Source organism: Streptomyces sp. NPDC001668 (assembly GCF_042893155.1).
In the GTDB taxonomy this organism is placed as follows: domain Bacteria; phylum Actinomycetota; class Actinomycetes; order Streptomycetales; family Streptomycetaceae; genus Streptomyces.
Map to the genome: position 1 here is coordinate 879822 of NZ_JBIAUQ010000002.1, position 26329 is coordinate 906150.

Here is a 26329-nt window from a genome sequence, read left to right on the forward strand (position 1 = left end):
CGGCCCCCTCGGGCTTCTGTTTCGGCACCTCTCACTCCCGGTGCAGCACGACCTTGAGAGCACCTGTGGTGGCGCCCTGTGAGAACACCTCGTAGGCGTGCTCCATCCGGTCGAGGCCGAAGGTGTGGGTGACCAGCTGGGAGACGGGCAGGCGTCCGAACCTCAGCAGCTCCAGCAGCCACGGCGTGGAGGACGTGTCCACCTGGCCGGTGCTGATCGTCACGTTCTTCCGCCACAGGGACTCGAGGTGCAGCGTGACCGGTCTGCCGTGCGTCCCGATGTTGGCGATGTGCCCTCCCGCCCTGACTGCCCGGGTGCAGAGAACGAAGCCATCCGGCTCGCCCGATGCCTCGATGGCGACGTCGGCGCCCCGCCCCTCGGACAGCTCGGCGATCATCTTCCCCGGCACTTCGGCGGCATCGGCCACGCGCGCGGCGGCTTCCAGCCGGGCGTCGGACAGGTCCACCGCGATGATCCGGCGGGGTGAGTAGAGCCGTGCGACGGCGACCGTGGCGAGACCGACGGGGCCGGCGCCCACGACGACGACGGTGTCTCCAGGACCGACGTGTCCGTTCCGTACCCCGACCTCGTAGGCGGTGGGGAGGACCTCGGCGAGCAGGAGCGCGTCATCGAGCGGGATCGCGGAAGGCCGTCGGTGGGTGGAGTGGTCGGCGAAGGGGACCCGCACGAACTCGGCCTGGGTTCCGTTGACCTGGTTTCCGAGGATCCAGCCACCGCCTTCGCGGCATTGGCCGCGCAGGGTGTCCCGGCACGCCTGGCAGCGGCCGCAGGCCGAGACCGACGACACGATCACCTCGTGGCCGGGGCGCAGCCCGTGGACGTCACGGCCGACCTCCACGACCTCGCCCACGGCCTCATGACCGAGAACCGTCCCCGGCTTCACGTCGGGGAGGTCGCCTCGCAGGATGTGCAGATCAGTGCCGCAGACGGTGGTGGCGTCGACACGCACGATCGCGTCGGTCGCCTCCTCGATCGCGGGATCCGGGACGGTGTCCCATGAGACGTGCCCCGGGCCGTGATAGACGAGCGCTCGCACGGTACTCACTCCCTCGCTCCCCCACCTCCACGGTCCCCCCGGTGGAACACCCCGGCAACACAGACCGCCGCGTCGTCGTGTCCCTCCCGTCAGTCCGGCTCCATGTAGGGGCGGCGGAAGACCGGGGCCTGGCCGATGCCCCAGGGACGTACGGCTGCCAGCGCCCGCGCGACCGCGGACTCCAACGGGCCGCTGGTGTCGACGGCGACAGCCTCGGGCCACGCGGGTTCCCTGGCCGCCATGGCGGTGGCGATGTCGACGTCGGCGTCGGACGGGCCGGAGGCGCGGGTGCTCAGGCGGGCCGCTGACACGTCGTCCGGGACGTGGCAGTGCAGGGCGAACAGGTCGGCGCTGGTGCGTTCGGCCACGCGTCGTGCTGCTTCACGCTGTGCCGTGTCGGACCAGGTGGCGTCGAGGACGACCGACTCCCCGGCGGACAGCAGGGCGGCCGCACGGTCGAGGAGGGTGGCGTAGGTTCTGGCGGTCCACTCCGGTGTGTACAGCCCTTCGCCGTAGCCGGCCGCAGCGGACTGCTCCGCGGGAATGCCCGCCAGCTCCTTGCGGAGGCGGTCGCTGCTGAGCAGGGTGACCCCCAGCCGGTCGGCCAGCGCACCGGAGAGGGTGGACTTCCCGCTGCCCGGCATCCCACCGACGACGGTCAGGCCGACGGCGGAGGTGCGCAGGTGGCGCAGCGTCGTCGAGACGAGCCTTCGTGACGCCGTCTCCGCACCCGGTGCGCCCTGGCGGGCTTGGATCAGGGAGACCTTGGCGCGGACGAACGCGCGGTAGGCGACGTAGTGGTGCCACAGCGACGCGGGAGCCGGATCACCGGAGTACTCGCTGTACTGCGCGAGGAAGTAGGCGGCGGCCTCCGGGGCGCCGAGCTGTTCCAGGTCCATGGCGAGGAAGGCGGCGTCGTCCAGGCCGTCGACGTAGCGCAACCGGTCGTCGAACTCCAGGCAGTCCAGGACACGGGGGCCGTCGTCGAGGCAGAAGATGTCCTCGGCGAGCAGGTCACCGTGGCCGTCGACCACCCGCCCTTGCTCGATACGGGACGCGAACAACCGCTCGCGGCCTGCGAGAAAGCGGCGCACCAGTTGTTCCGTCTCCGTCATCCCCTCGGGCACGGAGCCGTCGTCGGGCAGCGCGTGGATCTGCGCGAAGCTGGCCTCCCACCGCGATGACAGGGCGTCCCGCGTTCCCTGCTCGTCCACATCCCGGCCACGGGGCGCGTCCGCGTGCCACGCGGCGAGACGCCGGGCGACGGCCCGGAGGACGCCGTCCGGGACGGCCCCTTCACGCACCAGGCGGGAGAGACGCCGGTCAGCGGGCATGCGTCGCATCACCACGAAGGGCTCGGGACCTTCGTCGTCCGGGCTGCTGAACTCGCCCAGGCCCAGGTAGACGTCGGGGGCGAAGCGGCGGTTGAGGGTGACTTCGCGTTCGCACGCGTCCTGGCGCGCCGCGCGCGTGGTGTAGTCCAGGAATCCCAGGTCCACCGGTTTCTTGACCTTGTAGGCGCGGTCCCCGGCGAAGAACACGATCGCGGTGTGGGTCTCGCACACCTCCGCGCGCTGGGGCGGTGGCCCGGGCTCAGTCATGGGGAACGACGGCGACGGGGCAGCGCCCGTGATGGATGGCGGCGTGGGCGACCGGACCCAGGTGGGGTGCCACACCGTGCCGGTGTGCCCGTCGGCCGACGACCAGCAGCGCGGCGCCTTCGGCGGCCCGCACGACGGCCTTGGCGGGGCTTGCGAGACGGATGCTGTCGGCCACGTCCACCTGCGGATACTTCTCGCGCCAGGGGTGGAGGACCTTGCTCAGCTCCTTCTGCGCGTCCCGCGTCATCTCGTCGGTGGCGGCGTGGTCCACCCCCCAGGGCACGCGCGCGTGAAGCGGCACGCTTCGGCCGTGCACGGCCAGGAGCGGAACCCCTCTGGCCGCGGCGGTGTGGAACGCGAAGTCGAGCAGGTCGTCGGAGGATCCGTTCAGTTTCAGGGTCACGACCACGCGGCCCGCAGGTGCCGGAGGTGTTCCCTCCACCCGGGTTTCGGCGCGGACCAGCACCACCGGCCGCTCCGCCCGGGCCACGACCGGCATACTGACGTCGCCCAGGAAGTAGCTCTCGACGGGTTCCAGCCCCCGTGAGCCGAGCACGATCATCTCGGATTCCGACGCCGCCTGGAGCAGGGCCTCCTGAGCGTCGTCGGCCACCAGGCTCCCGACAATGGTCAGGCTCGCGTGGCGGGCTTGCAATTCGGTTTTCGCGGTGTGCACGAGACGCTTCGCCCAGTAGTTCTGATCGACCTCGGGGTGGGCATGGGCGGGTTCCGGCGCGAGCAAGGGCCAGGCGTGCAGCAGGCGCAGCGTGAGCCGGCGTTTCTCGGCCTCGTCGGCGGCCCAGCGGGCCGCGGCGAGACTCTCGGGTGAGCCGTCGAGGCCCACGGTGACGACTGGCTGCATGGCGGCGGCCTCCGTCTCGTACGAAGCTGGATACGACGGTGGGTGACGGTGAACGAGTCCGATGGCGTGCGTGCTCCGGGCGTCGCCGACATGCCGAGCGCGGTGTTTCTCTCCTTCGAGGAGTACCCCAATCCCCGCCCCGGCGCATGTGGAGCCGTGGAGGGGGAGGCCGGTCACGTGGCACCCGCCACGAGAGGAGACAGGTGCGGTGGCGATTCCCCTGGTGGTCGGCATCGATGGGTCCGAACCAAGTCTGGAGGCGGTGGACTGGGCCGCCGACGAGGCGGTCCGGCACAGCGTGCCACTCCACCTCGTGCATGCGGTGTCCGGGGACCGCGAGCCGTCCGACGTGATCAGTGCCGCCTCGGAACGAGCCAGAGGAAGAGCTCCGACGGTGCGGCTGTCGAGCGAGGTGCTGCCCGAGGACGCCGCCGCTGCCCTCCTTGCCAAGGGACGCAACGCCTTCGCGCTGGTGCTCGGATCCAGAGGGCTCGGAGATCTCACCGAGATGCTCCTGGGCGCGGTCAGTCTGGCCGTGGCCGCCCGGGCGGACTGCCCGGTCGTCGTGGTGCGCGGTGCCGCTGAGCACAGGGACGGCCGGTTCGGGAACATCGTCGTCGGTGTCGAGGAGGGGGAAGGCAGCGGCACGGCCTTGCAGTTCGCGTTGCGGGAGGCTCACGTGCGGAGCTGCCGGCTGACAGCGGTGCACGCCTGGAATCCGTCATCCAGGGCTCTCACCACGCGGCCGGCTCCGTCGTGGTACGCCATGGAGGCCCATCGGCGGCCACCGTCCCAGGTCCTCGACGACGCCCTGCGCGGCCTGGCGGAGCGGTATCGCTCCGCCCGGGTGAGTTCCACGGTGATCGAGGGCCCGGCCCGCCGGGCGCTGCTGGACGCGGCGTCGGAGGCGGACCTGCTGGTCGTCGGCGCGCGCAGGCGGCAGGGGCACCCGGGCCTGCAGCTGGGCCTGATCAATCACGCCCTGCTGCACCACGCTCCGTGTCCCGTCGCGGTCGTACCCCAGATATGACCGACATGACCGCGGTCTACGGAAACGCACCAGGCGGGCCGCCGGTGGGCCTGGGCCGAAAGCCAGGCCCGACAGGGCCTTTCGGCCCTGTACCCCGAACCCGCTGCCGGTCGACGGTGGGAGCAGGTGGTGGGGGACGGCCGGCGAGTTGCTGGAGGCCGACTCATGAGCGCACAAGGTTCGCCGTACGCATCAGGTCCGCCGCCCAAGCGCGGCGACCGCGCGCCCAAGGGCGCGAACTCCCTGAGCCGTATGTCCGACAGGTTCGAATGCTGGTTCCGCCGCGTCCTGATGGTCGTTCTCGTCCTCGGGCTGCCGGCAGCCGCGGTCAGCGCGGGACGGACGGCGTACGAGGCGTCGATGCGCACCGTGCGGGCCCAGGCGGCGGAACGGCACCAGGTGACCGCCCAGCTGACAGCGGGCGTCAAGAGCGACGACGACTGGGCGAAGCGACCGGTGCAAGTCCGCTGGACCGACACCAACGGTGTCGTGCGCATGGGAACGGCCCTCGTGAAGCCGGGAACTGCCAAAGGCGCCGACGTGCGTGTGTGGGTGACACGAGCCGGAACCGTCACCAGTCCGCCGACGAGCACTCTCAACGCGACGACCAGTGGCTGGATGGTGGGCGGTATGGCGGCGTTCGGCGTGGCCGCCGGATCCTGCGCGGCCTGGGCGGGCATGCGCCTGGTCCTGGACCGGAGAAGGTATGCACAGTGGGGCGCCGAGTGGGACCTGGTGGAACCGCAGTGGTCCGCGCGCTTCCGCCGGTGACGACCAGCGAGCCGCACGGAAGCCCAGGAGGTGACACCGATGTCGGATGCGACGACCACCGATCTGTACGAAGTCACGATGGCGATGGCCTACCTGCGGGAGGGGATGACCGGCCCGGCGACGTTCAGCCTCTTCGTCCGCGACCTGCCCCCTGAACGCGGCTTCCTGGTGGCAGCGGGGCTCGAGTCGGCGCTCGACCACCTGGCCGGCTTTCATGTCGGCCCCGAGGACGTCGACGCCTTCGCTTCCGCGCTGCACAGACCGCCAGGGGACCTGGAGCCGCTGCTCGGCCTGACGTTCACCGGCCAGGTGCGGGCGGTCCCGGAGGGGCGGATCGTGTTCGCGGGTGAGCCGCTGCTGGAGGTGACCGGACCACTTCCGCAAGCGCAGTTGGTCGAGTCGTACGTACTCAACCTGCTCAGCCATCAGACGGCGATCGCGTCGAAGGCCGCACGCTGCGTGCTCGCGGCGGCTGGTCACCCGGTCGTCGACTTCTCCCTGCGGCGCACCCACGGTCCGCAGGCGGGGTTCCAAGCCGCTCGTCTGGGTGCGATGGTCGGATTCGCCGGAACCAGCAACGTGGCGGCGGCCACCGCTGAGGGCATCCCCGCCGTCGGCACGATGGCCCACTCCTTCGTGGAGGCGTTCGCCTCTGAGGAGGACGCGTTCCGCGCCTTCGCCCGGTGCCACCCCGGACCGGTGACCCTGCTGGTGGACACCTACGACACGGAGGAAGGCGTCCGCGTCGCGGCACGCGTCCTGCGGGACCTGGACCGCGGGCCCGGCTCCGCCGTGCGGCTGGACAGCGGTGATCTCGGCGACCTGGCGGTACGGGCCCGGTCGATCCTCGACGACGCGGGTCTGCCGGAGGTGCGGATCGTCGCCAGTGGCGGTCTCGACGAGTACGCCGTGGCCGACCTCGTGCGCTCCGGAGCACCGATCGACACGTACGCCGTGGGCACCCGCGTCGGCGTGTCGGCCGACGCGCCGTACCTGGACTCCGCGTACAAGCTGGTCGAGTTCGACGGCCACCCGGTCATGAAGCTCTCGTCGGCGAAGGTGACGGCACCCGGCCGCAAGCAGGTGTTCCGCCGCCCCGGCTGCGCCGACGTGATCGGTCTCGCCGACGAGCAGCCGCCCGCCGACGGCGCTCCGCTGCTGGAGACGGTGATGCTGAACGGGCGGCGCACCGGCAGGCGGCCCACGCTCGACGAGTGCCGGGACAGACTCGCCGCGGACCTGGGAGAGCTGCCCTCGGCCGCGCGCCGGATCCGAGCGCCCGTCGCGCCCCGGGCGACGACCTCCGAGCGACTGAGCGTACTCACGGCCCGAGTCCGGCAACGCATCGAGGACCGGATGCCGGCCGCCTCCGCACGGCAAGCCCCAGAACGAGCCCCATCAGGATCGCATCGGTCCGTACCGAGGTGAGGAGAAAACGATGCCGCATACGTTGGAATGGACGGTTCGTCTTCATCTGTTCGAGGACGACGCGGGAACGACGAAGGCACGTCTGGTACTGGACACCGGCACCTCAGAACTCACCGGTCACGGGACCGCGCACTGCCATCCGGCGGACTCGAACGTGCCGGAGATCGGTGACGAACTGGCAGCGGGCCGGGCCTTGAACGACCTGGCCGGGCAGCTGCTGAAGACCGCCGAGCGCGACATCGAGGGCATGGGCGCACCCCGGCCACACGGGCGGGAGGTCGCCGGGTGGTTCACGTGACCGACGGCGACACAGCGCCCCCGTGGCAGAAGTCGAAGGAGGGTTCCGCCATGACACATCCCGCGCAACACAGCAGAGGTGGGCTTCCGGCAGCCCTGCGGGAGCTTGAGGACCTGCGTACCAGGGTGGACCAGCTCATGCACGCCGCCTTTCCCGGTGGCGGCTTCCCCGGGTTCGGCGTGGCCGAGCCATGGGCACCCCTTGCTGACATCGAGGACACCAAGGACGCCTGCCTGGTGGAACTGGAGCTGCCTGGAGTGGCGAAGGACCAGATCACCGTGGAGGTCGCCGAAGGCGAACTCGACATCCACGGTGAGATCCGGGAGAAGGAACACACCGGGACGGTCCGCCGGCAGACCCGTCGCATCGGCCGGTTCGACTACCGCACGATCCTGCCGCCGAACTCCGACACCGAGCACATCAGCGCGGATCTGAACAACGGAGTCCTCACGGTGAAGGTCCCCAAGACCGAGAAGGGCAAGGCTCAGCGCATCGAGATCACCGGCTGAGTCGGTCGACGGCCGTGCGGGAGCGAGGCGGGGCAGCCTCCCAGGCTGATCGGTCCCGTGCGACCGCCCGTCGCGCGTGGCACGTTGGATACAGCACCATTCTGAGGAGAGGGCGGCGCCATGAGAGCTCACCTCGGCGACCAACTCGTCATCGAACGCACGACGACCGGCGCCGGCAAACGTGACGGCGAGATCGTCGGACTCCATCACGAGGACGGAACGCCTCCTTACGACGTGCGCTGGTCGGACACGGACGAAGTGACGCTCGTGTTCCCCGGGCCCGACGCGCACATCCGCCATCTCGAACACGGCCGGCCCGTCAGCACCGATGCCCCTTCGGTCCCCGACACGGCCGAGGCGGAGGCCGTGCCGCCCAAAGCACCCGCACCCGACCCCGGTGACATCGGCCGACGCGTGGCTGTCGAACGCCACAGGCAGCGGCTCAGCCGCGAGGAGACGGCCCGCCGCGCCCGGATGTCCCCCGGTTACCTGGAGTACCTGGAGGAACGGCCTGGCGACCCGAGTCTGGCGACCCTCATCAGGCTGGCCGACGCGCTGGGCACCACCGTCACCAAGCTGCGCGGAGGCGGAATGGATCTGCCACCCGGCCAAGGACATGCGCTGCTGCATCCTCAGCTGCGGGACATCGGCCCGGAGGAATGCCGCACGTTGCTCTCCACCCACGGCGTGGGGCGCGTCGCGGTGACGGCCTCCGACGGCCGCCCGGCGGTCGTGCCGGTCAACTACGAGGTCGTCGATGACGCGATCGTCTTCCGGACCGCGCCGGACTCCACACCCGCGGCAGCCGTCGGATCCGAGGTCGCCTTCGAGGTCGATCACATGGACGAGGCCCTGAGTCAGGGCTGGAGCGTCCTCGTCGTCGGCCCCGCGAGCGTGGTGACGGAGCCTGACACCGTGCGCAGGCTCACCGAACGCGCCCACACCACGCCGTGGCCGGGCGGTGAACGCGAGATGTGGGTGGCGATCCAGCCCGCACGCCTCACGGGCCGCCGCATCACTCCAGCCGATGGATGATGAGGCAGTCGCGGGCCACTGAGAGCGCTCCTGCCCCGACGGCTCTCGAAGGGTGTCCCGATGAGCCAGCCAGCACCGTCCGACGAATGGGTGGCCGCCGTGGTACGCGACGCGGTGGCCGCGCCGTCGATGCACAACGTGCAGCCCTGGCGCTTCCGTTATCTCCATCTCCGGCAGAGCCGCGCTTTCGAGGTGTGGGCCGACTTCGAGCGCGCCATGCCGCACTCCGACCCCGATACTCGCGGCTTTCATCTCGGCTGCGGTGCCGCCCTGTTGAACCTGAGGGCCGCCATCGCCCACGCGGGCTGGCATTCGGAAACCCGGCTACTGCCCGACCTCACCGACCGGGCCCTCCTCGCGAGCGTGCGGCTGGCCGGCCGTACGGGCGGTGTGAGCGGCCTCGGCGCGCTGTGTCCGGCGATCCGCCAACGGCACAGCAGCCGCTACCCGTTCGAGGAGAGACAGATCCCCGAGCCCGTGCGGGCGGCTCTCGCCGCGACCGGCCTCGGCAGCGACCAGGACCTGGCCCGGTGGCCGCGTATCGACGCCCCGTCGGTGAGCACCGCCGACGACGGAGTCCCGCACTACGCCTTCGGGCCGCGCAAGCGCGGGGGCAAGGCACCCATGCGCGACTTCGCGGGCCCCCGGCAGGTGGCGGGACGCGACGCGGCGGACTTCGAGCAGAACCCTCAACTGGCTCTCATCAGCACCGATCATGACCGCCCGGAAGACTGGCTCCACGCCGGCCAGGCGATGGAACGCGCGCTGCTGCTGGCCACCCGCGAGGGCCTCGCCAGCTCCTTCGTGACCCAGCCTCTCGAATGGGCAGACCTGCGCTGGCCGGTGCGCGACCCGATGACCGGGACGGGCTACACACAGGTCCTGCTGCGCCTGGGCTACGGCCCCAACGGTCCCGGCACGCCGCGCCGCCCTGTGTCGGAGGTACTCGACATCGAAGCCTGACCCTGGGCTGTCCACGGCCGAGTTTGAGCAGCGTTTGTGCGCCAGGGTTTGAGCAGAACTGCGGGCTCCGGCGTCTTGCGATGCAGCGGCGGGGCCCTCGCCGTGTCGGTAGGGGACTGGTCAGTTGCAGCCGTCGGAGCACGAGGTGGTCGTGCCCTTCACGGCGGATTTTCCGTCGTCGCAGACGAGTTCGCCCTCCCAGGCTTCCTTGCCTTCCATGATGACGAAGGCGGCGACGAAGAATCCGGCGAGTGGGTCGAGCCGGCTCCAGCCGAAGAGAACGAAGGTCAGCAGGCCGAAGGGGCACATCCGTGGGCACCGTTTCACGCGTGGGCCGATCGGGGAACCGGCAGGTCCGGATGGCCCTGGGCGGTTCCCTGCGCGCGGAGAGAGGCTGGGGGTAACACGCCCGCGTCTGCCGGGCCGGGCGGACGCGAAGGGAACGACCCGGAGGGTGATCATCATGCGCAGGGCGAGCAGGCGGACCGCCGCCGCACTGGCGGCCCTCGTACTGGCCGGCACGGTGGCCGCTGGATGCGCGGCAGGCAACAGCAGCCCCTCAAGCGGTGCTTCCATCCGCCCGGCCGCCCAGCCCAGCCCCTCGGCCAAGGACTGCTGGAGGTCGGACGCATCGGGCGACGACTGGGATGACTGGGACTCATGGGGGCCCGGTATGGGGCCGGGCATGATGGGCCGCGATGACTGCTCGTGGGGCCCCGGCATGATGGGGGGACACTACTGGCAGCGCGGCGACGGCACCCCGGTGAAGACCCTGGACCAGGCCCGACAGCGCGCCGACGCCTTCGCGAACCGGCTCGACCTGCGCGTCGGCGAGGTCATGCAGTTCTCGAAGAACTTCTACGCCGAGCTGAAAACCCCCTCCGGGACGCTGGCCACCGAGATCCTCGTCGACCCGGCCGACGGTGACACCGGGATCGAATACGGCCCGGCGATGATGTGGAACACCGACTACGGCATGCACCCCCGCGGCCAGAGCCAGACCCAGACTCGCATCTCCCCCGACCAGGCTCAGGACCGCGCCCAGCAGTGGCTGAGCGACCAGGGCAGCAAACTGACCGCCGACGAGGCGGAGGCCTTCCCGGGCTACTGCACCTTGCACACCCTGCGCTCCGGGAAGATCAACGGCATGCTGTCGGTCAACGCCTCCACCGGCGCCGTGTGGGACCACACCTGGCACGGCACCTACATCGCCACCAGCGAACACTGACAGGGGCATCCTCACGGCATTCGAACCGTGGCCTCCGCCGGTGCCGCTCTAAGTCGCGAACATCTGCTGTCCGTCCGTCCTCGTGGACAAGGCCATACCCGGGAGCGGTCATGTGCTCCTCGGCGGTCACCGCCCCCTCCTCGGCGCGCTCGGACAGATGCTGATCTGGGGCGACGCGCGCCGGACGGCTACCGCTGGAAAGGTCATCGCATCCCTCACGATGTGCGGGTCTCAGGCATGTCCCAGGTCCTTGGGGAGCGCACCGGGCGCTTGGTCGGGCTGTACATCTGCGGCGTCGTCGCGACCCGGCGCACCGCAACTCGTCGACGGCCACCCGATCCGAGCGCCCGCCCGGATGTCGCGGCGGCCCGCGGGCGGTGCGACGGTATTCACAGGGGGTTTGTCAGCAACGGGACGGAAGGCGGTGGCCGCGATGGAACTCCCGCTGGTCGTGGGCGTCGACGGATCGGAATCCAGTTTGCTGGCGGTCGACTGGGCGGTGGACGAAGCGGCCCGTCACGGCCTGCCGCTGCGGCTTGTCCATGCCTCCCTCTGGGAGCGTTATGAGAGAGCCCGGCCCTCTCTCAGCGCCGATCGCCCCGCCGGAGAGGTCATGGCGCAGAACATCGTCGCTTCCTGTGCTCACCGAGCCCAGCTCCGCGACCCCGAGGTGAAGGTGTCCGCCGACGTCGTGGCCGCCGATGCGGTGTCCACGCTGCTTCGGGCGGGGTCCGAGGCGTTCGCCCTGGTCACGGGCGTTCATGGGCGCGGCGAGGTCGCCGGGCTGCTGCTGGGGTCGGTCAGCCTCACTGTGGCGGCTCGTGCCATGTGCCCGGTCATCGTCGTCCGAGGCGACGAACCGAACCTTCGGGGGTCCCTTGGCCGGGTCGTGGTGGGAGTCGGCGATGCGACCGGCGGCACGGGTGCCGTACGGTTCGCCGCCCAAGAGGCCGACTCGCGGGGCTGCGCCCTGACCGCCGTACGGGCCTGGCGCAGTCCGGCTCACGAACCGGGCTCCCCTCCCGCAGAGTCCGTCCCGGGGGACCCCCGGGACGTGGCGGACGCCGCCGCGGCGCCCGAGGAGCAAGTCTCGGCCACTCTCGACGACGCGCTACGCGAGGTCCTACGGGAGCACCCCGAGGTCGATGTCACGCGCAGCGCGGTCGAGGGCCCCGCCCACCGTGTCCTGCTGGAGGCATCGGCGGATGCCGACCTGATCGTCGTCGGTGCTCTGCGCCGGCACGGGCACTTCGGTCTGCAACTCGGCAGTATCGCCCACGCCTTGCTGCACCACTCCGCGTGCCCGGTCGCCGTCATCCCTCATCGGGTGTGAGGTTCACCGTGCAGGCACCGCTTCCACGGCTTCCGAACTGAGGAGGGCGACGGATGTCGGAGTGGACGTGGGAGTGGAAGGGATACGACCCCGCTGCCGAACAGCTGCGGGAATCGCTCTGCACGCTCGGCAACGGCTACTTCGCCACAAGAGGTGCGGTGCCCGAGTGCCGGGCGGGACTGGTGCACTACCCGGGAACCTACGCGGCCGGATGCTACAACCGCCCGGAGTCGACCGTGGCGGGACGCCAGGTGGTGAACGAAGACCTGGTCAACCTCCCCAACTGGCTGCTCCTGCGGTTCCGCCTGCGCCGCGCCGAGGGGGTGTGGGGCCCGTGGTTCTCCCCCCGTCCGCGCACCCTCCTGGACCACCGGCACACCCTGGATCTGCGCCGCGCCACGCTCACCCGTACCTTCCGCCACCGGGACGAGAGGGCAGGTGTGGTCGCTGTCGAGCAGACCCGCCTCGTGCACATGGGTGATCCTCATCTGGCCGCACTACGGACGGTCTTCACCGCCGAGGACTGGTCGGGAGAGGTCGAGGTCGAGTCCTGCCTCGACGGCGAGGTACTCAACGGCAATGTGCACCGTTACCGTGCCCTCAACCGCCACCAGCTGACCCAGGTGCGGACCGGGAGGTGGGAGCCCGACACCGTCTGGCTGACCTGCCGGACCACCACCTCCGACCTCAGTGTTGCCATGGCCGCCCGGACGGTCGTCACCGACCGACCTCCGACGTCGTCGGAGCTCCGCCCAGCCCGCCACCGTGCCGTCCACCGCCTGGTGCTCCCACTCGCTCCCGGCCGTCCCGTCGCCGTGGAGAAGACCGTGGCGCTGCACACCTCACGCGACACGGCGATCAGCGATCCTCTCGGGGCGGCGGTCGACCGGGTGTCCTCGGCGGCGGACTTCGCGGGCCTGCTCAACTCCCACGTCGCGGCCTGGGAGCGGTTGTGGCGGCGCGCGGAGATCCAGGTGCCTGGTCAGTCCGGGCGCGTCCTGCGCTTCCACCTCTTCCACCTCCTGCAGACGCTGTCACCGCACACCGCGGACCTGGACGTGGGCGTCCCGGCCCGGGGGCTGCACGGCGAGGCGTACCGGGGCCACGTCTTCTGGGACGAGCTGTTCGTCCTGCCGTACCTCAACCTGCACTTCCCCGAGGTCGCCCGGGCCCTGCTGAACTACCGGTTCCGACGCCTCCCACGGGCCTGCGAAGCCGCCGCCGCGATCGGCCGGAGCGGGGCGATGTACCCCTGGCAGAGCGGCAGCGACGGCCGCGAGGAAACCCAGGAGTGGCATCTCAACCCCCGCTCGGGGCGCTGGCTGCCGGACCACTCGCGGCTCCAGCACCACGTGGGCTCGGCGATCGCCTACAACGTGTGGCAGTACTGCGAGGCCACCGGCGACACCGAGTTCCTGCACACCAGGGGCGCGGAGATGCTGCTGCAGATCGCCCGTTTCTGGGCGAACCTCGCGGTCTTCGACCCCGCGACGGAGCGCTATCACATCCGCGGAGTCGTCGGCCCCGACGAGTACCACGACTCCTACCCGGGCGCCGACGTGCCAGGGCTGGAGGACAACGCGTACACCAACGTCACCGCCGCCTGGGTGCTCGGCCGCGCCCTGGACCTCCTGCGGCGCCTTCCCGCCTGGCGCCGGGAGGAACTGCGCGACCGCATCCGGCTGGACGACGACGAACCCCCCGAGTGGGAGGAGATCTCCCGACGGTTGTGGGTGCCGTTCCACCGTGGCGTCATCAGCCAGTTCGAGGGCTACGGCGATCTGGCCGAGCTGGACTGGGACGCCTACCGCACACGCTACGACAACGTCCGGCGGCTGGACCGGATCCTGGAGGCCGAGGGCGACACGGTCAACCGCTACAAGGCGTCCAAGCAGGCCGACGTCCTCATGCTCGGCTACCTGTTCTCACCCGCGGAGCTTCGGCAGCTGTTCGAGCGGCTCGGCCACGACCTGGACGACGACATCTGGCGCGGGACCGTCGACTACTACCTCCGGCGCACCAGCCACGGCTCCACGCTCAGCGGCCTCGTCCACGGCCTGGTCCTCGCCAGGGCCAGACGGGCCGAGGCGTGGCAGTACGTCCAGGAGGCCCTGGAGGCTGACATCGCCGACATCCAGGGCGGCACGACCGGCGAAGGTATCCACCTCGGGGCGATGGCCGGAACCCTCGACCTGGTCCAGCGTGGACTGACGGGCCTGGAGACACGTGAGGACGCCCTATGGCTGGACCCCGTGCCTCTTCCGGCGCTCTCCGAGTACGGATTCTCGCTGCGTTATCGCGGCCACTGGGGGGTGCGCATGCGGCGCCTGAGCGGACAGTTGCAGATCGGCGTGCCCGACTCGGAGGAGTCGGCGATCCGCGTGGTGTTGGCGGACCGGGCCGTGACTGTGGCTCCTGGGGAGACCTGCACGCTCGTTCTGAAGGCGGATGATCCGAGCGAATGAGCGTGGCGTACCCGCATCCGCACCGTCACGCGCCGCACACGGCCTACGCTCCGAATAGGTTTCCGTTCATGCCAAAGGGCCGTGGGGAGACGCGGATGAAGTGGCTGGTCTCGCTGGCCGGTGCCGGGCTCGTCATGGTCACGCTGCGGGACCTGTTCCACACCCTCTGGCACCCCACACGCCACGGTGGTCTGAGCCGCCTCGTGATGACAGCAATGTGGCGCCTCGCCCGGCGTTTCCGCGCACCCGGCCGCGTGGTCGGGCTCGTCGGACCGCTCGCCATGGTCACGGTCGTGAGCATGTGGGCCGTCACCGTCGTCCTCGGCTGGGCGATCGTCTACTGGCCCCACATGCCCGGGGCATTCACCTTCTCCCCCGGTTCCCAGGCAGCACAGCAGCCGGCACTGCTCGACTCCGTGTACCTGTCGCTCGTCACGGTGGCCACCCTGGGACTGGGCGACATCGCACCCGACGAGGGCTGGCTCCGTCTGGTCTCACCGCTCGAAGCCCTCATCGGTTTCGCCCTCCTGACGGCCACCGTCTCCTGGGTGCTGGAGATCTATCCGGCGCTGACCCGCCGGAGGGTCCTGGCCGTCCGACTGGCTCTGCTGCGCGACGCCGAGCCCACGACGCGGCAGATCGACTGCACCGCAGGAGCGCTGCTGCTGGACAGCCTGGCCACCGACGTCTCACGCGTCCGCATCGACTTCACCCAGTACGCCGAGGCGTACTACTTCCACGACGGGGAGGACCACTCGTCGCTGGCGGCCATGGTCGGCTACGCCGCCGTACTCGCCCAGCGCGGGCAGGCGGCGGAACGACCTGAGGTGCGACTGGCGGGCGCCCTGCTCGCAGGCGCGATGAAAGACCTCGCCAACATCCTCGACCAACGTTTCCTCCATACGGGCGGCCCACCGACGGAAGTGTTCGCCGCATACGCCGCCGACCACGGCCGCGACGGCGCTCAGCCCTGAGCGAGCAAGGGGTGGCACTCTGAGAAGCTGGGTTCCGTCCTACGGGGCGGCCGGCCACAGGACGGGAGATTCCTTTACTCGGCCGGACACCGGTCCGGCCCTCGCGACGACGAGAAAGGCCGACGCCATGCGCTACGACCGGACCGTGCTGCTCGACACCGATTTCGCCACCGCGGTCGCCCGCACCCGCGACGCCCTCGCGGAGCAGGGGTTCGGCATCCTCACCGAGATCGACGTCACCGCCACCCTCAAGGCCAAGCTCGACCACGACATGGAGGACTACGTCATCCTCGGTGCCTGCAACCCGTCTCTGGCCTTCCGCGCCTTGGACACCGACCGCTCGATCGGCCTGCTGCTGCCGTGCAACGTCGTCGTCCGCCGCGACGGCGGCCACACAACCGTACAGGTCCTCGACCCGAACACGATGATCGCGCTCACGGAACTCGACGCGCTGCGCCCGGTCGCCGAAGAGGCCACTCGGCGCCTCGACGCCGCCCTCACCTCACTCACCGCCCCCGGCACGAGCAACTGACTCAGCAACCGGCCAACGACAGGGGGTGCCCCGGTGTCTTTGGTCAAGGGAAACGGGTGCGTTGGTCCGAGAAGAGGGGCAGCGTGCGGGGTGGCTGACCGACTGTGTGGACCTGATGCGGTCGCTACCAGACGTGCGTATCCCAGATGCCCGGATGGAGGACTGGCACCGGTCCTCGCACTTGTCTCGGAGACGGATCCTGGCGGCGTGCCACCGGCAGCCCCGGTGCATGGTCCCGGGCAGGGAACCGAGTTGTTCGGTTGCCCGCCCGGCTACGGCATCCGATGCCTACGCGTCCGCTCCAACGGCTGAGCCGATCGCATCAGCCGTTGTCACTCCGCTCGCCCGTGGCAGTCTTGGAGAAGCCGTCCTGCCAGGCCGCTTTCGCCCCCGAGTCGCCGATCCGGTAGACGTCCACGACCGCGCCCGCAGCCACGCCGACGGACAGCACCACCACCGCCACGCGGACGACCAGCGCGGACCTGGACGAGGCCGGCCGAGTCCACTGCTCTCCAGGAGTGGTCTGTGCCGCGGCCGACCTGCGAGTCGTCCACCAGATCGCCACGGCCAGCACGAACAGACCCGCTGCCCAGGGGAGCAACCCGTCGCCCAGTTCGGCGTGCCTGCGCACCAGGGCGTTGCCGTCGACGTGCTCCTCCAGCCACTCACCGGCCTGCGTGGCCAAGGGCACGCTCGCCAGCGTCAGCAGACCCAGCACCGGCAGCACGATCCCCATGCGCCGGGCGGCGCCGGGCCATATCGCGCCGGCCACAACCGCCAGAGCGCTCAGTGGAACGAGCACGATGACGAAGTGCACGATCAGGACGTGGGCCGGCAGACCGTTGACGACGGTGAGGCTCATCAGGTGTTCCTCCATGAAGCGACCGTGAGGAGTCAGCTCGGGCACGTCGGCGCGCGCCGGCTGGCAGGGCGCGTCAGCCTGGCACAGAAATCTCTCAGCTTCTTCTGAACCCACGTCCTTGCGGGCGGCCGTGGATCGGGGCTCGAAGCCTTGACTGTCCCTTCCGCGGAGCAGACAGGGACGAACGGCCCCTTGTGGCGCAGCCCGGCCGACGACGCAGACTGGATGACGAAGGGCGTATCCGACTCTCATGGTCCGAAAGCGGGTCTGAGGCATGAACGGGCAGGTCACGGGCTTGACCGAGGAAACGCGGGTGCTGGTCGTGGAGGACGACCGCAGCATCGCGGAATCCCTGGTGCGCGGCCTGCGGCAGGCCGGATACGCGGTCGAGGGGGTGCGTACCGGCCGGGCAGCCCTGAGCGCTGCGGTTCCCGACGTCGTGCTGCTCGATCTGGGGCTGCCCGACATCGACGGGGTCGAGGTGTGCCGGATGCTGCGCGCGCGGTCGGATGCCGCGATCATCGCGGTGACCGCCCGCGGCGAGGAGGCGGACCGGGTGGTGGCTCTGGACGAGGGTGCCGACGACTACCTGGTCAAACCGTTCGGGCTGGCCGAGCTGCTGGCACGGATCCGGGCCGTACTGCGCCGCAGACGCCCCGTCGGTCCGGAGGTCGTGCGGCACGGGCCCATGGCCCTCGACCTGCGCACCCGGCAGGTCTCGGTGGACGACCGGCCGATCGCGCTCACCCCGAAGGAGTTCGGGATCCTGGAGTGCCTGGCCGCCGACCCGGGCAGGGTGATGAGCCGGCAGCAGATCCTGGAACGGGCCTGGGACGCCCACTGGTACGGACCCACCAAGGTCCTGGACGTGCACATCGCGGCGCTGCGCCGCAAACTCGGCCTGGCGGGGCTGATCGAGACGGTCTACGGGCACGGATTCCGGCTCGGTGAGGCCGAGGGCGCGCGGGAACGGCCGTGACCCGGCGCCTCACCTGGACACTGCTCGCCCTGACCTCCGTGCTGCTGGTGCTGGCGGTCGTACCACTGGCCGTATTGATGACCGCGCGTGAACGCGTCACCTTCCGCGACGATCAGCGGGCGGCCACCCGCGTGATCGCCGCCGCGGCCGAGGAGTACCTCTCCGACCACAAACCTCCGACCGCCATGCGCCGGGAACTGGATGCGGCGGCACGGGCCGGGGACTGTGCCGCCGCGTACGACACCTCCGCCCGAGTGGTGGCGAGCACGCCCTGCGGCGCCGCCCAGGGCGAGGAGGCGGACGAACTGGTGAAGGACGTGCTGGCCGGGCAGGAGCCGGAGCCGCCGGAGAACGAGGGCCGACTGCTGGCCGCCGAACCGGCCGGTGAGGTCCGCAGGCCCGTCGGCGCCGTCGTCCTGGCCCGCTCCGCGGCCCCGCTGGATGCCCGTACCGCCGCGATCTGGGGGTGGTCCGCCGCGATCGGTGCAGCGGGGCTCGGCGCGTCCGTTCTACTGTCCGTCCGCCTCGCCCGCTGGGTGAACCGTCCGCTGTCCGCACTCGACGCCACCTCAAGGAAGCTCGGCGAGGGCGCTCTCGACGAGCGGGCCGAGGTGGACGGCGGACCACCCGAAGTACGGCGCCTGGCCGCCACGTTCAATACCATGGCGGCCCGTACGGAGGCCCTGGTGCACGGTCACCGGGCCATGATCGCCGACGTGTCCCATCAGTTGCGCACCCCATTGGCGGCCCTGCGGCTGCGGCTCGACGTCCTGCGTACCGGTGCCGAGGGCGACACCGCGGCAGAGCTGGACGCGGCCCAGGAAGAGATCGCACGGCTGTCACGGCTGGTCGACGGGCTGCTCGCGGTGGCACGTGCCGAACAAGCGACGCCCCGGCCGACCGCGGTCCGGGTGGACGAGGTGGTGACGGAGCGGGTGGCCGCGTGGTCGCCGGTAGCCGGGGAGCGCGGCGTGCGTCTGAGCGCGTCGGAGGGGCCCGCCCTGACCGCCTCGCTGGGCAGTGGCCACCTGGAGCAGATTCTCGACAACCTGGTCGCCAACGCCTTGGACGCCGTTCCCTACGAAGGGGGCGTGGCCGTCGGCTATAGGCTCGCGCGGGACTCGGCGCGGGTGTGGGTGAGGGACGACGGCCCTGGAATGACCGACAGGGAAAAGGCAGTCGCCTTCCGCCGGTTCGGCAACCCCGAGGCCAGGGGCACAGGGCTCGGGCTGGCCATCGTCCACCGGCTGGTCACCGCCAACGGAGGCAGCGCGCGGTTGGAGGACACGCCGGGCGGCGGGCTGACCGTGGTCATGGACCTGCCTCTACGGACGGAACCCTGAGATCTTCGCCGGTTCTCACCTCCATCGACTCTGATCTCCGCCGGTTTTGACCTCCGCCGGCTCCGACCTCCACCGGTTCTGATCTTTACCGGTTCTGAAGAAGACGTGAGCAGGTTCCCGGGTGCCGTGGGCACAGCCTGGAAGGTGCCCGCAGCCGATTCCGGGCCGCCGATCCACCAGGAGCCGCTGCCATGTCCCCTTCCTCCGACGACTTCGAGCAGCCCCCGTCCCCGCCCGACGCGGCACGAGCACGCGATCGCGGCCTGCGGCGGGGCCGCCGTCTCACCCGCTGGATCGCCGTCACCGCCGTAGCCGGTACGGCGGCCCTGGGCAGCCTCTACACCCATCTGCTTCCCGGGAGTTCAGCCTCACCCGTACCGTCGGGCCCCACCCCGCACCCCGCGGCGTCCTCCAGTGCCGCCCCACGGGCCGGCTCCGACGGCGACCATGGCGACTCGGCCCGTCAGGGGAGCGGCGACAGTGACGACGAGGGCGAGGACGACACGGGAGCGGCCCGGGCGTCGCAGCCGGCCCCGCAACCCCCGGTTCAGCCGCCCGCTCCCACCCAACAGCCGCCTCACACCACGACGGGGGCGTCATGACCATCCGCGCTCCCGCAGTGTCCCCGGCCGTAGCCGTGTTCCCCGCGCTCGGCACCACGGCCGTGCTGCTGGTGACCGACCCGGAGGCGCTGCCGACCGCTGAGGCCGTTCTGCGCGCCGAGCTGGTCGCCGTCGACCTCGCGTGCAGCCGCTTCCGGCCGGACTCCGAACTCACCCGCGTCAACCTGAACGCAGGCAACCCGACGACGGTCAGCGAACGCTTCGCCGAGGCCCTCCAAGCCGCTCTCCGCGCCGCCCTGCTCACCGACGGCGCCGTCGACCCGACCGTCGGCCGCGCCATGACCGCCCTCGGCTACGACCGCACCTTCGCAGCCCTGAGACCCGAGGACACCCGCCCGCTACCGCCCGCCCTGCCCGCCCCCGGATGGCGGCGGATCGCCTTCGATCCCCGTTCCCGGCTGCTGCGTCTGCCCACATACACCCAGCTCGACCTCGGCGCGACCGCCAAGGCCCTCGCCGCCGACCGCGCAGCCCACCGCGCCGCAGCGACCATCGGGTGCGGGGTCCTGGTCAGCCTCGGCGGGGACCTCACGGTGGCCGGTGCGCCCCCGGAAGGCGGCTGGCGGATCGCCCTCGCCGACGACCACGCCCGGCCCGCCACCGAGCACGGCCCCGCCGTGACGGTGACCGGCGGGGCGCTCGCGACCTCCGGAATCCGCGTACGTACCTGGCACCGGGCAGGACGCACCCTGCATCACATCGTCGACCCGGCCACCGGCGAACCCGCCACCCCCGTCTGGCGCACCGTGACCGTCGCGGCCGCCTGCTGTGTCGACGCCAACACCGCGAGCACGGCGGCGATCGTGCTGGGCGACAGGGCGGTCGACTGGTTGCGCGGCACGGCTCTGCCCGCCCGGCTGGTGGCCCTGGACGGCCGCGTCGTACGGCTCGGCGGCTGGCCGCCCGACTCCGCCCCCGCCGGCGTCCCCGCAGTCACCCCCGGAGATCCGCGATGACGACCCTGGCCCTGACCGGAAGCCCGCTGTGGTACGCCAGCCGCGCGGGCGGCACCGTCGCCCTGCTGCTGCTCACCGCCACCGTGCTGCTCGGCATCATCTCCGGCGGGCGGGCCCGGCCGCGCGGCCTCGCCCGCTTCGAGCTCGGTGTGCTGCACCGCAACCTGTCCCTGCTCACGCTGGTGTTCCTCGTCGTGCACGTGGTGACGGCCGTGCTCGATCCGTTCGTCCACCTGGGGTGGGCGGCGTCCGTTGTTCCGTTCGGCGCGTCCTATCGCCCGCTGTGGCTCGGCCTCGGCACGGCCGCGCTGGATCTGCTGCTGGCCGTCGCGATCACCAGCGGGCTGCGCCGGCGCCTCGGGGTACGCCGCTGGAAGGCGGTGCACTGGCTGGCGTACGCGGCCTGGCCGTTCGCCCTCTTCCACGGGGTGGGCACCGGCACCGACACCCGGCTCCCCCTCCAGCTGTGGATGTACGCCGGATGCCTCGCCACCGTGCTCGCGGCCGTGGGGTGGCGGCTGGTGAGGGCCGGTCCGGGCCGGTTCGCCGGGCGCCTGACGGCTGCCCTCGCCGCGACCGCCGTACCGGTGCTGCTCACCGCCTTCCTCGCGACCGGGCCGCTTCAGCCGGGCTGGTCCCAGCGCGCCACCTCGACGGCGGTCCTTCTCGGAGGCGGACGATGAACTCCTCGGCCGCGATGCCCTTCACACCCCATCACCTCCTCCCGGGAGCGGACAATCCCCCCACCGCCCGGCTGCTGGCGGGCTGGTACGCCACGGGCCGACCGGCAACGCTTGTCGATCACCTGAGGCGCTACGGGTCACCCCCCACCGGCGCCCGCTCCTCCCTGCCGCTGGTGGAGGCCGTTGCGGAGGCAGGGCTCACCGGGCGCGGCGGCGCGGGGTTCCCGACCGGCCGCAAGCTGGCCGCCGTGGCCGCGCGGCGGGGCCGCTGCGTGGTCGTAGTCAATGCCATGGAGAGCGAACCGGCCAGCCGCAAGGACCAGTTCCTGATCGCCGTGGCGCCCCATCTCGTCCTCGACGGCGCCGTGCTGGCCGCCGTGGCGGTCGGCGCGGACACCGTCCATGTGTGCCTGCCCCGCGACCGTGCCGCCCAGTACCGGCAACTGACCATTGCCGTGGACGAGCGGCGACGCGCCCGCGTGGACCGGGCGCGACTGCGTCTGCACGCCCTTCCGCACACCTACGTCTCCAGCGAGGCGACCGCGCTGGTGCGCTGGCTCAACGGAGGCCCGGCCCGGCCCCAGGGCAACCCGCCACGCACCCACGAGCGAGGCGTCGGCCGACGCCCCACGCTCGTCCACAACGCCGAGACGCTCGCCCATCTGGCTCTGATCGCCCGCTACGGACCGACCTGGTTCCGACAGGCCGGCACGCCGGACGAGCCTGGCACCCTGCTGGTCACCGTCTCGGGCGCCGTCCGCGCCCCCGCCGTGCTGGAGGTGGCGCCAGGCACACCGCTCACCTCGGTCCTCGACCAGGCCGGCGGCGCCACGCAGCCACTGCGCGCGGTCCTGCTCGGCGGGTTCGCCGGCACCTGGCTCCCCATGGAGCACCTGCGCACCCCGCTCACCCGGCGCGATCTTGCCCCGTTGGGCGCCGCACCCGGCGCCGGCGTGCTCGTCGCACTGCCCGAAGCGTCCTGCGGCCTGACAGAGACGGCCCGCATCCTCACCTACCTGGCCGCGCACAGTGCCCGCCAGTGCGGCCCCTGCCGTCTCGGCCTGCCCGCCGTGGCCGAGGACTTCACCATGCTGGCCACCGGACGGGCGGACGCGGCCCTGCTGTCCCGCCTGCGCCACCGCGTCGGCCTGCTCCCGGGCCGGGGCGCCTGCCGCCATCCCGACGGCGCCGCCCGCCTCGCGGGCTCCGCACTGCACGCGTTCGCCCACGACGTCGACCACCACCGCGCTCACGGCACCTGCCCGGCCGCCCATCAGCCACCTCTGCTCCCCGTGCCACCCTCCACAGCCCCGAAGAGCTGGCGATGAACCGCACCCGCAACCTGCGCATCGACCGCATCGCCTGCACCGGGCACGGCCTGTGCGCCGAACTCCTCCCCGAGCTGATCGACCTCGACGAATGGGGTTATCCCGTCCTGGAGGACAAGACCGTTCCCGAGCGACTGCGTGTCCACGCCCGCCGCGCCGTCGCCGCCTGCCCCGTCCTCGCCCTGCACACGGACGAAGACCGGACCTGACCAGCAGGCGTCGTCTCCCTCCCGCAACCGGGGCACTCCGCCGACGAGCGGAGGATCCCCGGTCCGAGGAGTGTCCGGCCCTCGCAGGAGCCAGCGGTTGCGGCTGACGAAGGGCAGGCATGCCCACGGCGGGGCCGCCGTGGCCGGGGCCCCAGATGCGCAGGGCGTCCAACTGCAGCACCGGGGCGAACTGCGGGCTGTCAGCGGCCTGTCCCGCGGGCTGGACGAACGACAACGGACGGCACTTGCGGTCCGCGGCGAGATGAATCTTGTTCGTCAGCCCGCCACGGGACCTGCCGAGCAGGTCCTCCTTCAGACGAAGCTTGCGCCGTCGCCTGATGTGCCGCCCCTCTTCCCGGCCGGGGGCGTCACTTCCGTCCTGTCCATTCTGTTCCGGCGGGCCGCCCCCTTTTGCCGGGCCCGCTCCTGCTCGGCGGCGGCTTCCTCAGAGGCGTCCATGGCCTCCTTGCCGATGCGCATCCCGGCGGCGTCGTGGTGGGCGCGGGCGGTGGTGGAGTCTACGCTGACCAGAGACAAGTCCGTCTGCCCCTGGCGGGCTGCCTCGGCGATCACGCCTCGGGCGGCCGGTCACAGGACGGGAGCGGTTATGGCACCCAGCACGCAGAGCCGCCCGGGCATGCCTCAGCGACGGCCGTGAACCGCCGCAGTGGCAGCCAGAGGCCCGCTGCCGAGGCAAACCGACGCTCGGACTCGACTCCCTCGACAGGTCTGTCGTCGGAGAGGCCGCAAGGCGTCTCAGGCGCCATGGGCCCAACGAAATCCCCTCGGAACCGCGGACCCTGGTGTGGCGGCGGGTGCTGCGTGACCCGCTGCGCGGTGGAGACGCTGGGCTCGGTGACGGTGATCGCCACCGACAAGACCGGCACCCTGACCGAGGGCCGGATGGCGGCCGAGCAGCTGTGGACGACGTCCCTCGGCGAGGCGACGGTCATGGGGACCGGCTACGCGCCCGAGGGCCGGGCCGTACGCGGCGGCGAGACCGTGACTCCGCGCGAGGCACCCGACCTGGCGGCGTTGCTGTGCTGCGAGCGCAGCAGCGGATCCATGAAGATCATCTCTCGCGGTGGGAACACTCCCGTGGTCGCCGGCCTATTCGGATTGCAGTTCGCGAACCCGGGTACGGAACGTGCGCCAGCGCCTCTCGTTCTCATGCACAAGCATCGCTGACTCCGCCATCAGGTCGGCTGCCCGGTCGAACAGCTCAGAAGCCGAATAGAGGTAGGAAGGAGCCTTCCGCTCGCCTCGCAGGTCGGCCCGGAGCGCCGCCGGAGAGAAGTCGACCCGGGCCAGCAGGTCGAGAGCGCGGCGCAGCAGCCGCGCAACCAGAGCCTGCAGACCCGCCGACTGCCAGTCATTGGCGATGATCCGGTGCCGTTCCCCCAACAGGTCGGCAAGCGCCGGGTAGGCGGCCAGGCTTCCCGCGATCTCCCACGCCTGCTCCATCGCCTGGGCCAGCCAGGCAGCGCCCTGCTCGGTGTCTTCGGCAATCATGCCGACTTCCCTCTTCAGCCTCCGGAGTTCTGCGGGCTCGTCCTCCCCTTCCATGAAGAGGATGCCCGCCTCCGCTACAAGACCTGGAGCATTCAGGTCCTCCGTGCCGGCGAACGCGATCGCCGACGTCTGTTCACCGGCCTCGACGTCGCTCCATCGATCGGCCAGTGACTTCAGCGCCCGAGATCGCGCCTGAAGCTCTGCGGCCTGCCGCAGAGGGGCCTGTGAGTAGTACTTCTCATGCTCTCGGTGGAACCGCGCGAGGTTGTCGATCACCTGTAGCAGTGAGTCTGGAGGAGTGTACTGCGCCTCGTCCTCGGGCATGCCAGCAGTTTGCACCACCTCCCACGCATACGTCGCCGAGGCACGCGGGATGCCGACCCGCACGTCCTGCCTCTTGCCATCAAGCCGCGATCAGGACAACTTCAGGAAGCCGCCTGCACATTGCTTCTGAACGAGGTCACCCAGCGCGCCTTCGACATGCAAGCGGCCTTCCTCAATGACGCTCTGATAACCCTGGGCATCAAGGACGGGGATTCCTTGGCAACCATACGCCCGCATATTCAATCCACCGTGGACCAGCTAGGAGGCTCCAGCGACCCTCGTCATGTGTGGCACTCCCTGTCCCAAGCCCTGCTCGACGAACTCCTCACCAGACCCCCGGGAAACACCGAGCGCGCGCCCCTTGCCGGCCTTAAGGGCCTGCAAGCCCGCCTGCAAGTTACCCGACCCCTCGTTCCCGGTCTGACGTGCCACCAAGCAAAGGGGCGGGAGTGGGACAAAGTCGGCGTCAAACTGGAGAAGGCCGACGCGGAAGCTCTGGCGAGCGGCCTCGACCCCCAGCAAGAGGATCACCGGTCGCTGTACGTCGCCCTCACGAGGGCACGACGCGTCACACTGGCCGTCTGATCAGCGTCGGAAGTTTCAAGCGTCCGGACCATGCGTCCGCGCGCAGCATCTGGCGGACGCGCAACAACGTGCCGCTCGGCGTCACCTACGTCACCGTCCCCAGCCACACGACAGTGCCGGTCCGCCCACCCGCCTCCACCACGCCAGATAGAGCCGAGACGGCCAGGTCGGACCTCGAACCAAGATCCGGACCACCCCGGACCAGCGACCCGCCACCCACCTCAGCAAAGGTTATTTCCGCATTTCAGCGACATGCGAGCTGTGTACCACCAGCAGACGAAGAACCTGCTGGGAGGGACCGACGGGCGGGACCTCGCCATGTGCTGCTACCCGCAGGAGGACACACAGGCAGGTATGCGCCCTCGCCGATGAGGCGCCCCAGTTCGGCGATACCTGTCGCCACAGCGGTGCCAGCCACCTACCGAGGCTCGCCCGATATGGCCCACACGCCAGATTTTGACGCAGCGTGGTCAGCACCAAGTCAGCACGGGAGTCAGCACTCCACCCCCAAAACATGCCCGAACAGCACAACTCGGACAGCTCTCTCGCGGGCCCGATCGGGGCTCCCGCAGAGCTCCGGCGACGCCCCCATGGTGGCCGCACGCACCTCCACACCCAGAACTATGGTGTCCCACCACATGTGCCGCTGACCTGCGGATTCCTACGGTATGGCGACACGAACCCGTCCCCGCCGACCGCTTGGAAGTGGTGCCGATGTCCTCCCCCGCGGCGGGGGGGGGGGGGGGGGGGGGGGGGGGGGGGGGGGGGGGGCCGGGGGGGGGGCCGGGGGGGGGGGGGGGGGGGACCGCGAGTGTCGTCCTCCCCTCCGGGATCACCGT

At 71.1% G+C, this 26329-nt stretch carries 27 protein-coding genes and 2 pseudogenes; 22 read left to right on the forward strand and 7 right to left on the reverse strand.

Annotated elements, in window-relative coordinates:
- Positions 1–31: 31 nt before the first annotated feature.
- The 3 genes from ACFYZ8_RS09525 to ACFYZ8_RS09535 all read right to left on the reverse strand — a co-directional run bounded on the left by ACFYZ8_RS09525 (position 32) and on the right by ACFYZ8_RS09535 (position 3520).
- Entirely contained in the window at positions 32–1057 is a 1026-nt protein-coding gene (locus ACFYZ8_RS09525; protein ID WP_359028634.1) for an alcohol dehydrogenase catalytic domain-containing protein, read from the reverse strand.
- Positions 1058–1146: 89 nt separating this feature from the next.
- The gene (locus ACFYZ8_RS09530) at positions 1147–2658 is read right to left on the reverse strand and encodes an AAA family ATPase (RefSeq protein WP_388530935.1); all 1512 of its coding nucleotides are present in this window, start codon (positions 2656–2658) and stop codon (positions 1147–1149) included.
- Positions 2651–3520, reverse strand: a complete 870-nt coding sequence (locus ACFYZ8_RS09535; RefSeq protein ID WP_388530932.1) for a universal stress protein — start codon at positions 3518–3520, stop codon at positions 2651–2653. The genes ACFYZ8_RS09530 and ACFYZ8_RS09535 overlap by 8 nt, the downstream gene beginning before the upstream one ends.
- Before the next feature lie 208 nt (positions 3521–3728).
- Here ACFYZ8_RS09535 and ACFYZ8_RS09540 point away from each other — a divergent pair, with 208 nt between their 5' ends.
- The 7 genes from ACFYZ8_RS09540 to ACFYZ8_RS09570 all read left to right on the forward strand — a co-directional run bounded on the left by ACFYZ8_RS09540 (position 3729) and on the right by ACFYZ8_RS09570 (position 9554).
- On the forward strand, positions 3729–4550 hold the full coding sequence (locus ACFYZ8_RS09540) for a universal stress protein (protein ID WP_388530929.1): 822 nt from the start codon (positions 3729–3731) through the stop codon (positions 4548–4550).
- Positions 4551–4715: 165 nt separating this feature from the next.
- Positions 4716–5321 (forward strand): hypothetical protein, encoded by a 606-nt coding sequence (locus tag ACFYZ8_RS09545; RefSeq protein ID WP_388530926.1) that lies wholly within the window; start codon positions 4716–4718, stop codon positions 5319–5321.
- A 30-nt stretch (positions 5322–5351) separates the two neighbouring features.
- Complete coding sequence (locus ACFYZ8_RS09550; RefSeq protein WP_388530923.1) at positions 5352–6749, forward strand: nicotinate phosphoribosyltransferase; 1398 nt, start codon at positions 5352–5354, stop codon at positions 6747–6749.
- Positions 6750–6759: 10 nt separating this feature from the next.
- Complete coding sequence (locus ACFYZ8_RS09555; protein ID WP_359028492.1) at positions 6760–7047, forward strand: DUF1876 domain-containing protein; 288 nt, start codon at positions 6760–6762, stop codon at positions 7045–7047.
- Positions 7048–7097: 50 nt separating this feature from the next.
- On the forward strand, positions 7098–7556 hold the full coding sequence (locus ACFYZ8_RS09560) for an Hsp20/alpha crystallin family protein (protein ID WP_388530919.1): 459 nt from the start codon (positions 7098–7100) through the stop codon (positions 7554–7556).
- Positions 7557–7676: 120 nt separating this feature from the next.
- Positions 7677–8591 (forward strand): pyridoxamine 5'-phosphate oxidase family protein, encoded by a 915-nt coding sequence (locus ACFYZ8_RS09565; RefSeq protein WP_359028490.1) that lies wholly within the window; start codon positions 7677–7679, stop codon positions 8589–8591.
- A gap of 60 nt (positions 8592–8651) precedes the next feature.
- Positions 8652–9554, forward strand: a complete 903-nt coding sequence (locus tag ACFYZ8_RS09570; protein WP_388530916.1) for a nitroreductase — start codon at positions 8652–8654, stop codon at positions 9552–9554.
- Positions 9555–9674: 120 nt separating this feature from the next.
- Here the strand turns inward: ACFYZ8_RS09570 and ACFYZ8_RS09575 are convergent, their stop codons facing one another.
- The gene (locus tag ACFYZ8_RS09575) at positions 9675–9863 is read right to left on the reverse strand and encodes a hypothetical protein (protein ID WP_388530913.1); all 189 of its coding nucleotides are present in this window, start codon (positions 9861–9863) and stop codon (positions 9675–9677) included.
- A 154-nt stretch (positions 9864–10017) separates the two neighbouring features.
- On the opposite strand from ACFYZ8_RS09575, the gene ACFYZ8_RS09580 reads away from it, so the two are divergent.
- The 5 genes from ACFYZ8_RS09580 to ACFYZ8_RS09600 all read left to right on the forward strand — a co-directional run bounded on the left by ACFYZ8_RS09580 (position 10018) and on the right by ACFYZ8_RS09600 (position 16086).
- The gene (locus ACFYZ8_RS09580; protein WP_388530910.1) at positions 10018–10782 is read left to right on the forward strand and encodes a hypothetical protein; all 765 of its coding nucleotides are present in this window, start codon (positions 10018–10020) and stop codon (positions 10780–10782) included.
- Positions 10783–11215: 433 nt separating this feature from the next.
- Positions 11216–12115 carry a universal stress protein gene (locus ACFYZ8_RS09585; protein ID WP_388530908.1) on the forward strand — a complete coding sequence of 300 codons (900 nt, stop codon included), beginning with the start codon at positions 11216–11218 and terminating at the stop codon, positions 12113–12115.
- Positions 12116–12168: 53 nt separating this feature from the next.
- Positions 12169–14580, forward strand: coding sequence for a glycoside hydrolase family 65 protein (locus ACFYZ8_RS09590; protein WP_388530905.1), 2412 nt, complete (start codon positions 12169–12171; stop codon positions 14578–14580).
- A gap of 95 nt (positions 14581–14675) precedes the next feature.
- Complete coding sequence (locus ACFYZ8_RS09595) at positions 14676–15554, forward strand: potassium channel family protein (RefSeq protein ID WP_359028633.1); 879 nt, start codon at positions 14676–14678, stop codon at positions 15552–15554.
- Positions 15555–15681: 127 nt separating this feature from the next.
- Positions 15682–16086 carry a DUF302 domain-containing protein gene (locus tag ACFYZ8_RS09600; RefSeq protein WP_388530902.1) on the forward strand — a complete coding sequence of 135 codons (405 nt, stop codon included), beginning with the start codon at positions 15682–15684 and terminating at the stop codon, positions 16084–16086.
- A 322-nt stretch (positions 16087–16408) separates the two neighbouring features.
- Here ACFYZ8_RS09600 and ACFYZ8_RS09605 read toward each other — a convergent pair whose 3' ends face one another.
- A complete protein-coding gene (locus ACFYZ8_RS09605) occupies positions 16409–16963 on the reverse strand; it encodes a DUF2231 domain-containing protein (RefSeq protein WP_388530899.1) in 555 nt (184 codons plus the stop codon).
- Between the two features lie 259 nt (positions 16964–17222).
- Here ACFYZ8_RS09605 and ACFYZ8_RS09610 point away from each other — a divergent pair, with 259 nt between their 5' ends.
- The 7 genes from ACFYZ8_RS09610 (at position 17223) to ACFYZ8_RS09640 (ending at position 23069) form a co-directional block, all read left to right on the forward strand.
- The gene (locus ACFYZ8_RS09610) at positions 17223–17927 is read left to right on the forward strand and encodes a response regulator transcription factor (RefSeq protein ID WP_388530897.1); all 705 of its coding nucleotides are present in this window, start codon (positions 17223–17225) and stop codon (positions 17925–17927) included.
- Complete coding sequence (locus ACFYZ8_RS09615) at positions 17924–19270, forward strand: sensor histidine kinase (protein WP_388530894.1); 1347 nt, start codon at positions 17924–17926, stop codon at positions 19268–19270. The genes ACFYZ8_RS09610 and ACFYZ8_RS09615 overlap by 4 nt, the downstream gene beginning before the upstream one ends.
- A 191-nt stretch (positions 19271–19461) precedes the next feature.
- Positions 19462–19872 carry a hypothetical protein gene (locus tag ACFYZ8_RS09620; protein WP_388530891.1) on the forward strand — a complete coding sequence of 137 codons (411 nt, stop codon included), beginning with the start codon at positions 19462–19464 and terminating at the stop codon, positions 19870–19872.
- On the forward strand, positions 19869–20849 hold the full coding sequence (locus tag ACFYZ8_RS09625; protein ID WP_388530888.1) for an FAD:protein FMN transferase: 981 nt from the start codon (positions 19869–19871) through the stop codon (positions 20847–20849). The genes ACFYZ8_RS09620 and ACFYZ8_RS09625 overlap by 4 nt, the downstream gene beginning before the upstream one ends.
- Positions 20846–21532, forward strand: coding sequence for a ferric reductase-like transmembrane domain-containing protein (locus tag ACFYZ8_RS09630; RefSeq protein WP_388530885.1), 687 nt, complete (start codon positions 20846–20848; stop codon positions 21530–21532). Before ACFYZ8_RS09625 ends, ACFYZ8_RS09630 begins: the two co-directional genes overlap by 4 nt.
- Positions 21529–22860 carry an NADH-ubiquinone oxidoreductase-F iron-sulfur binding region domain-containing protein gene (locus ACFYZ8_RS09635; protein ID WP_388530882.1) on the forward strand — a complete coding sequence of 444 codons (1332 nt, stop codon included), beginning with the start codon at positions 21529–21531 and terminating at the stop codon, positions 22858–22860. Before ACFYZ8_RS09630 ends, ACFYZ8_RS09635 begins: the two co-directional genes overlap by 4 nt.
- The gene (locus tag ACFYZ8_RS09640) at positions 22857–23069 is read left to right on the forward strand and encodes a ferredoxin (protein WP_388530879.1); all 213 of its coding nucleotides are present in this window, start codon (positions 22857–22859) and stop codon (positions 23067–23069) included. The genes ACFYZ8_RS09635 and ACFYZ8_RS09640 overlap by 4 nt, the downstream gene beginning before the upstream one ends.
- Before the next feature lie 37 nt (positions 23070–23106).
- Here the strand turns inward: ACFYZ8_RS09640 and ACFYZ8_RS09645 are convergent.
- Positions 23107–23645 (reverse strand): annotated as a pseudogene (locus tag ACFYZ8_RS09645) (hypothetical protein); the annotation flags it as partial.
- Here ACFYZ8_RS09645 and ACFYZ8_RS09650 point away from each other — a divergent pair.
- Positions 23627–23854, forward strand: a pseudogene (locus ACFYZ8_RS09650) (hypothetical protein); the annotation flags it as partial. The pseudogenes ACFYZ8_RS09645 and ACFYZ8_RS09650 sit on opposite strands and share 19 nt — an antisense overlap.
- Before the next feature lie 37 nt (positions 23855–23891).
- Positions 23892–24257: a hypothetical protein gene (locus ACFYZ8_RS09655; RefSeq protein ID WP_388530876.1), complete on the forward strand. Its 366-nt coding sequence runs from the start codon at positions 23892–23894 to the stop codon at positions 24255–24257.
- On the opposite strand, the gene ACFYZ8_RS09660 is transcribed toward ACFYZ8_RS09655, so the two are convergent.
- A complete protein-coding gene (locus ACFYZ8_RS09660) occupies positions 24180–24905 on the reverse strand; it encodes a hypothetical protein (RefSeq protein ID WP_388530873.1) in 726 nt (241 codons plus the stop codon). The genes ACFYZ8_RS09655 and ACFYZ8_RS09660 overlap by 78 nt on opposite strands.
- A 120-nt stretch (positions 24906–25025) precedes the next feature.
- On the opposite strand from ACFYZ8_RS09660, the gene ACFYZ8_RS09665 reads away from it, so the two are divergent.
- The gene (locus ACFYZ8_RS09665; protein ID WP_388530870.1) at positions 25026–25490 is read left to right on the forward strand and encodes an ATP-binding domain-containing protein; all 465 of its coding nucleotides are present in this window, start codon (positions 25026–25028) and stop codon (positions 25488–25490) included.
- The last annotated feature ends 839 nt before the right edge of the window (positions 25491–26329 follow it).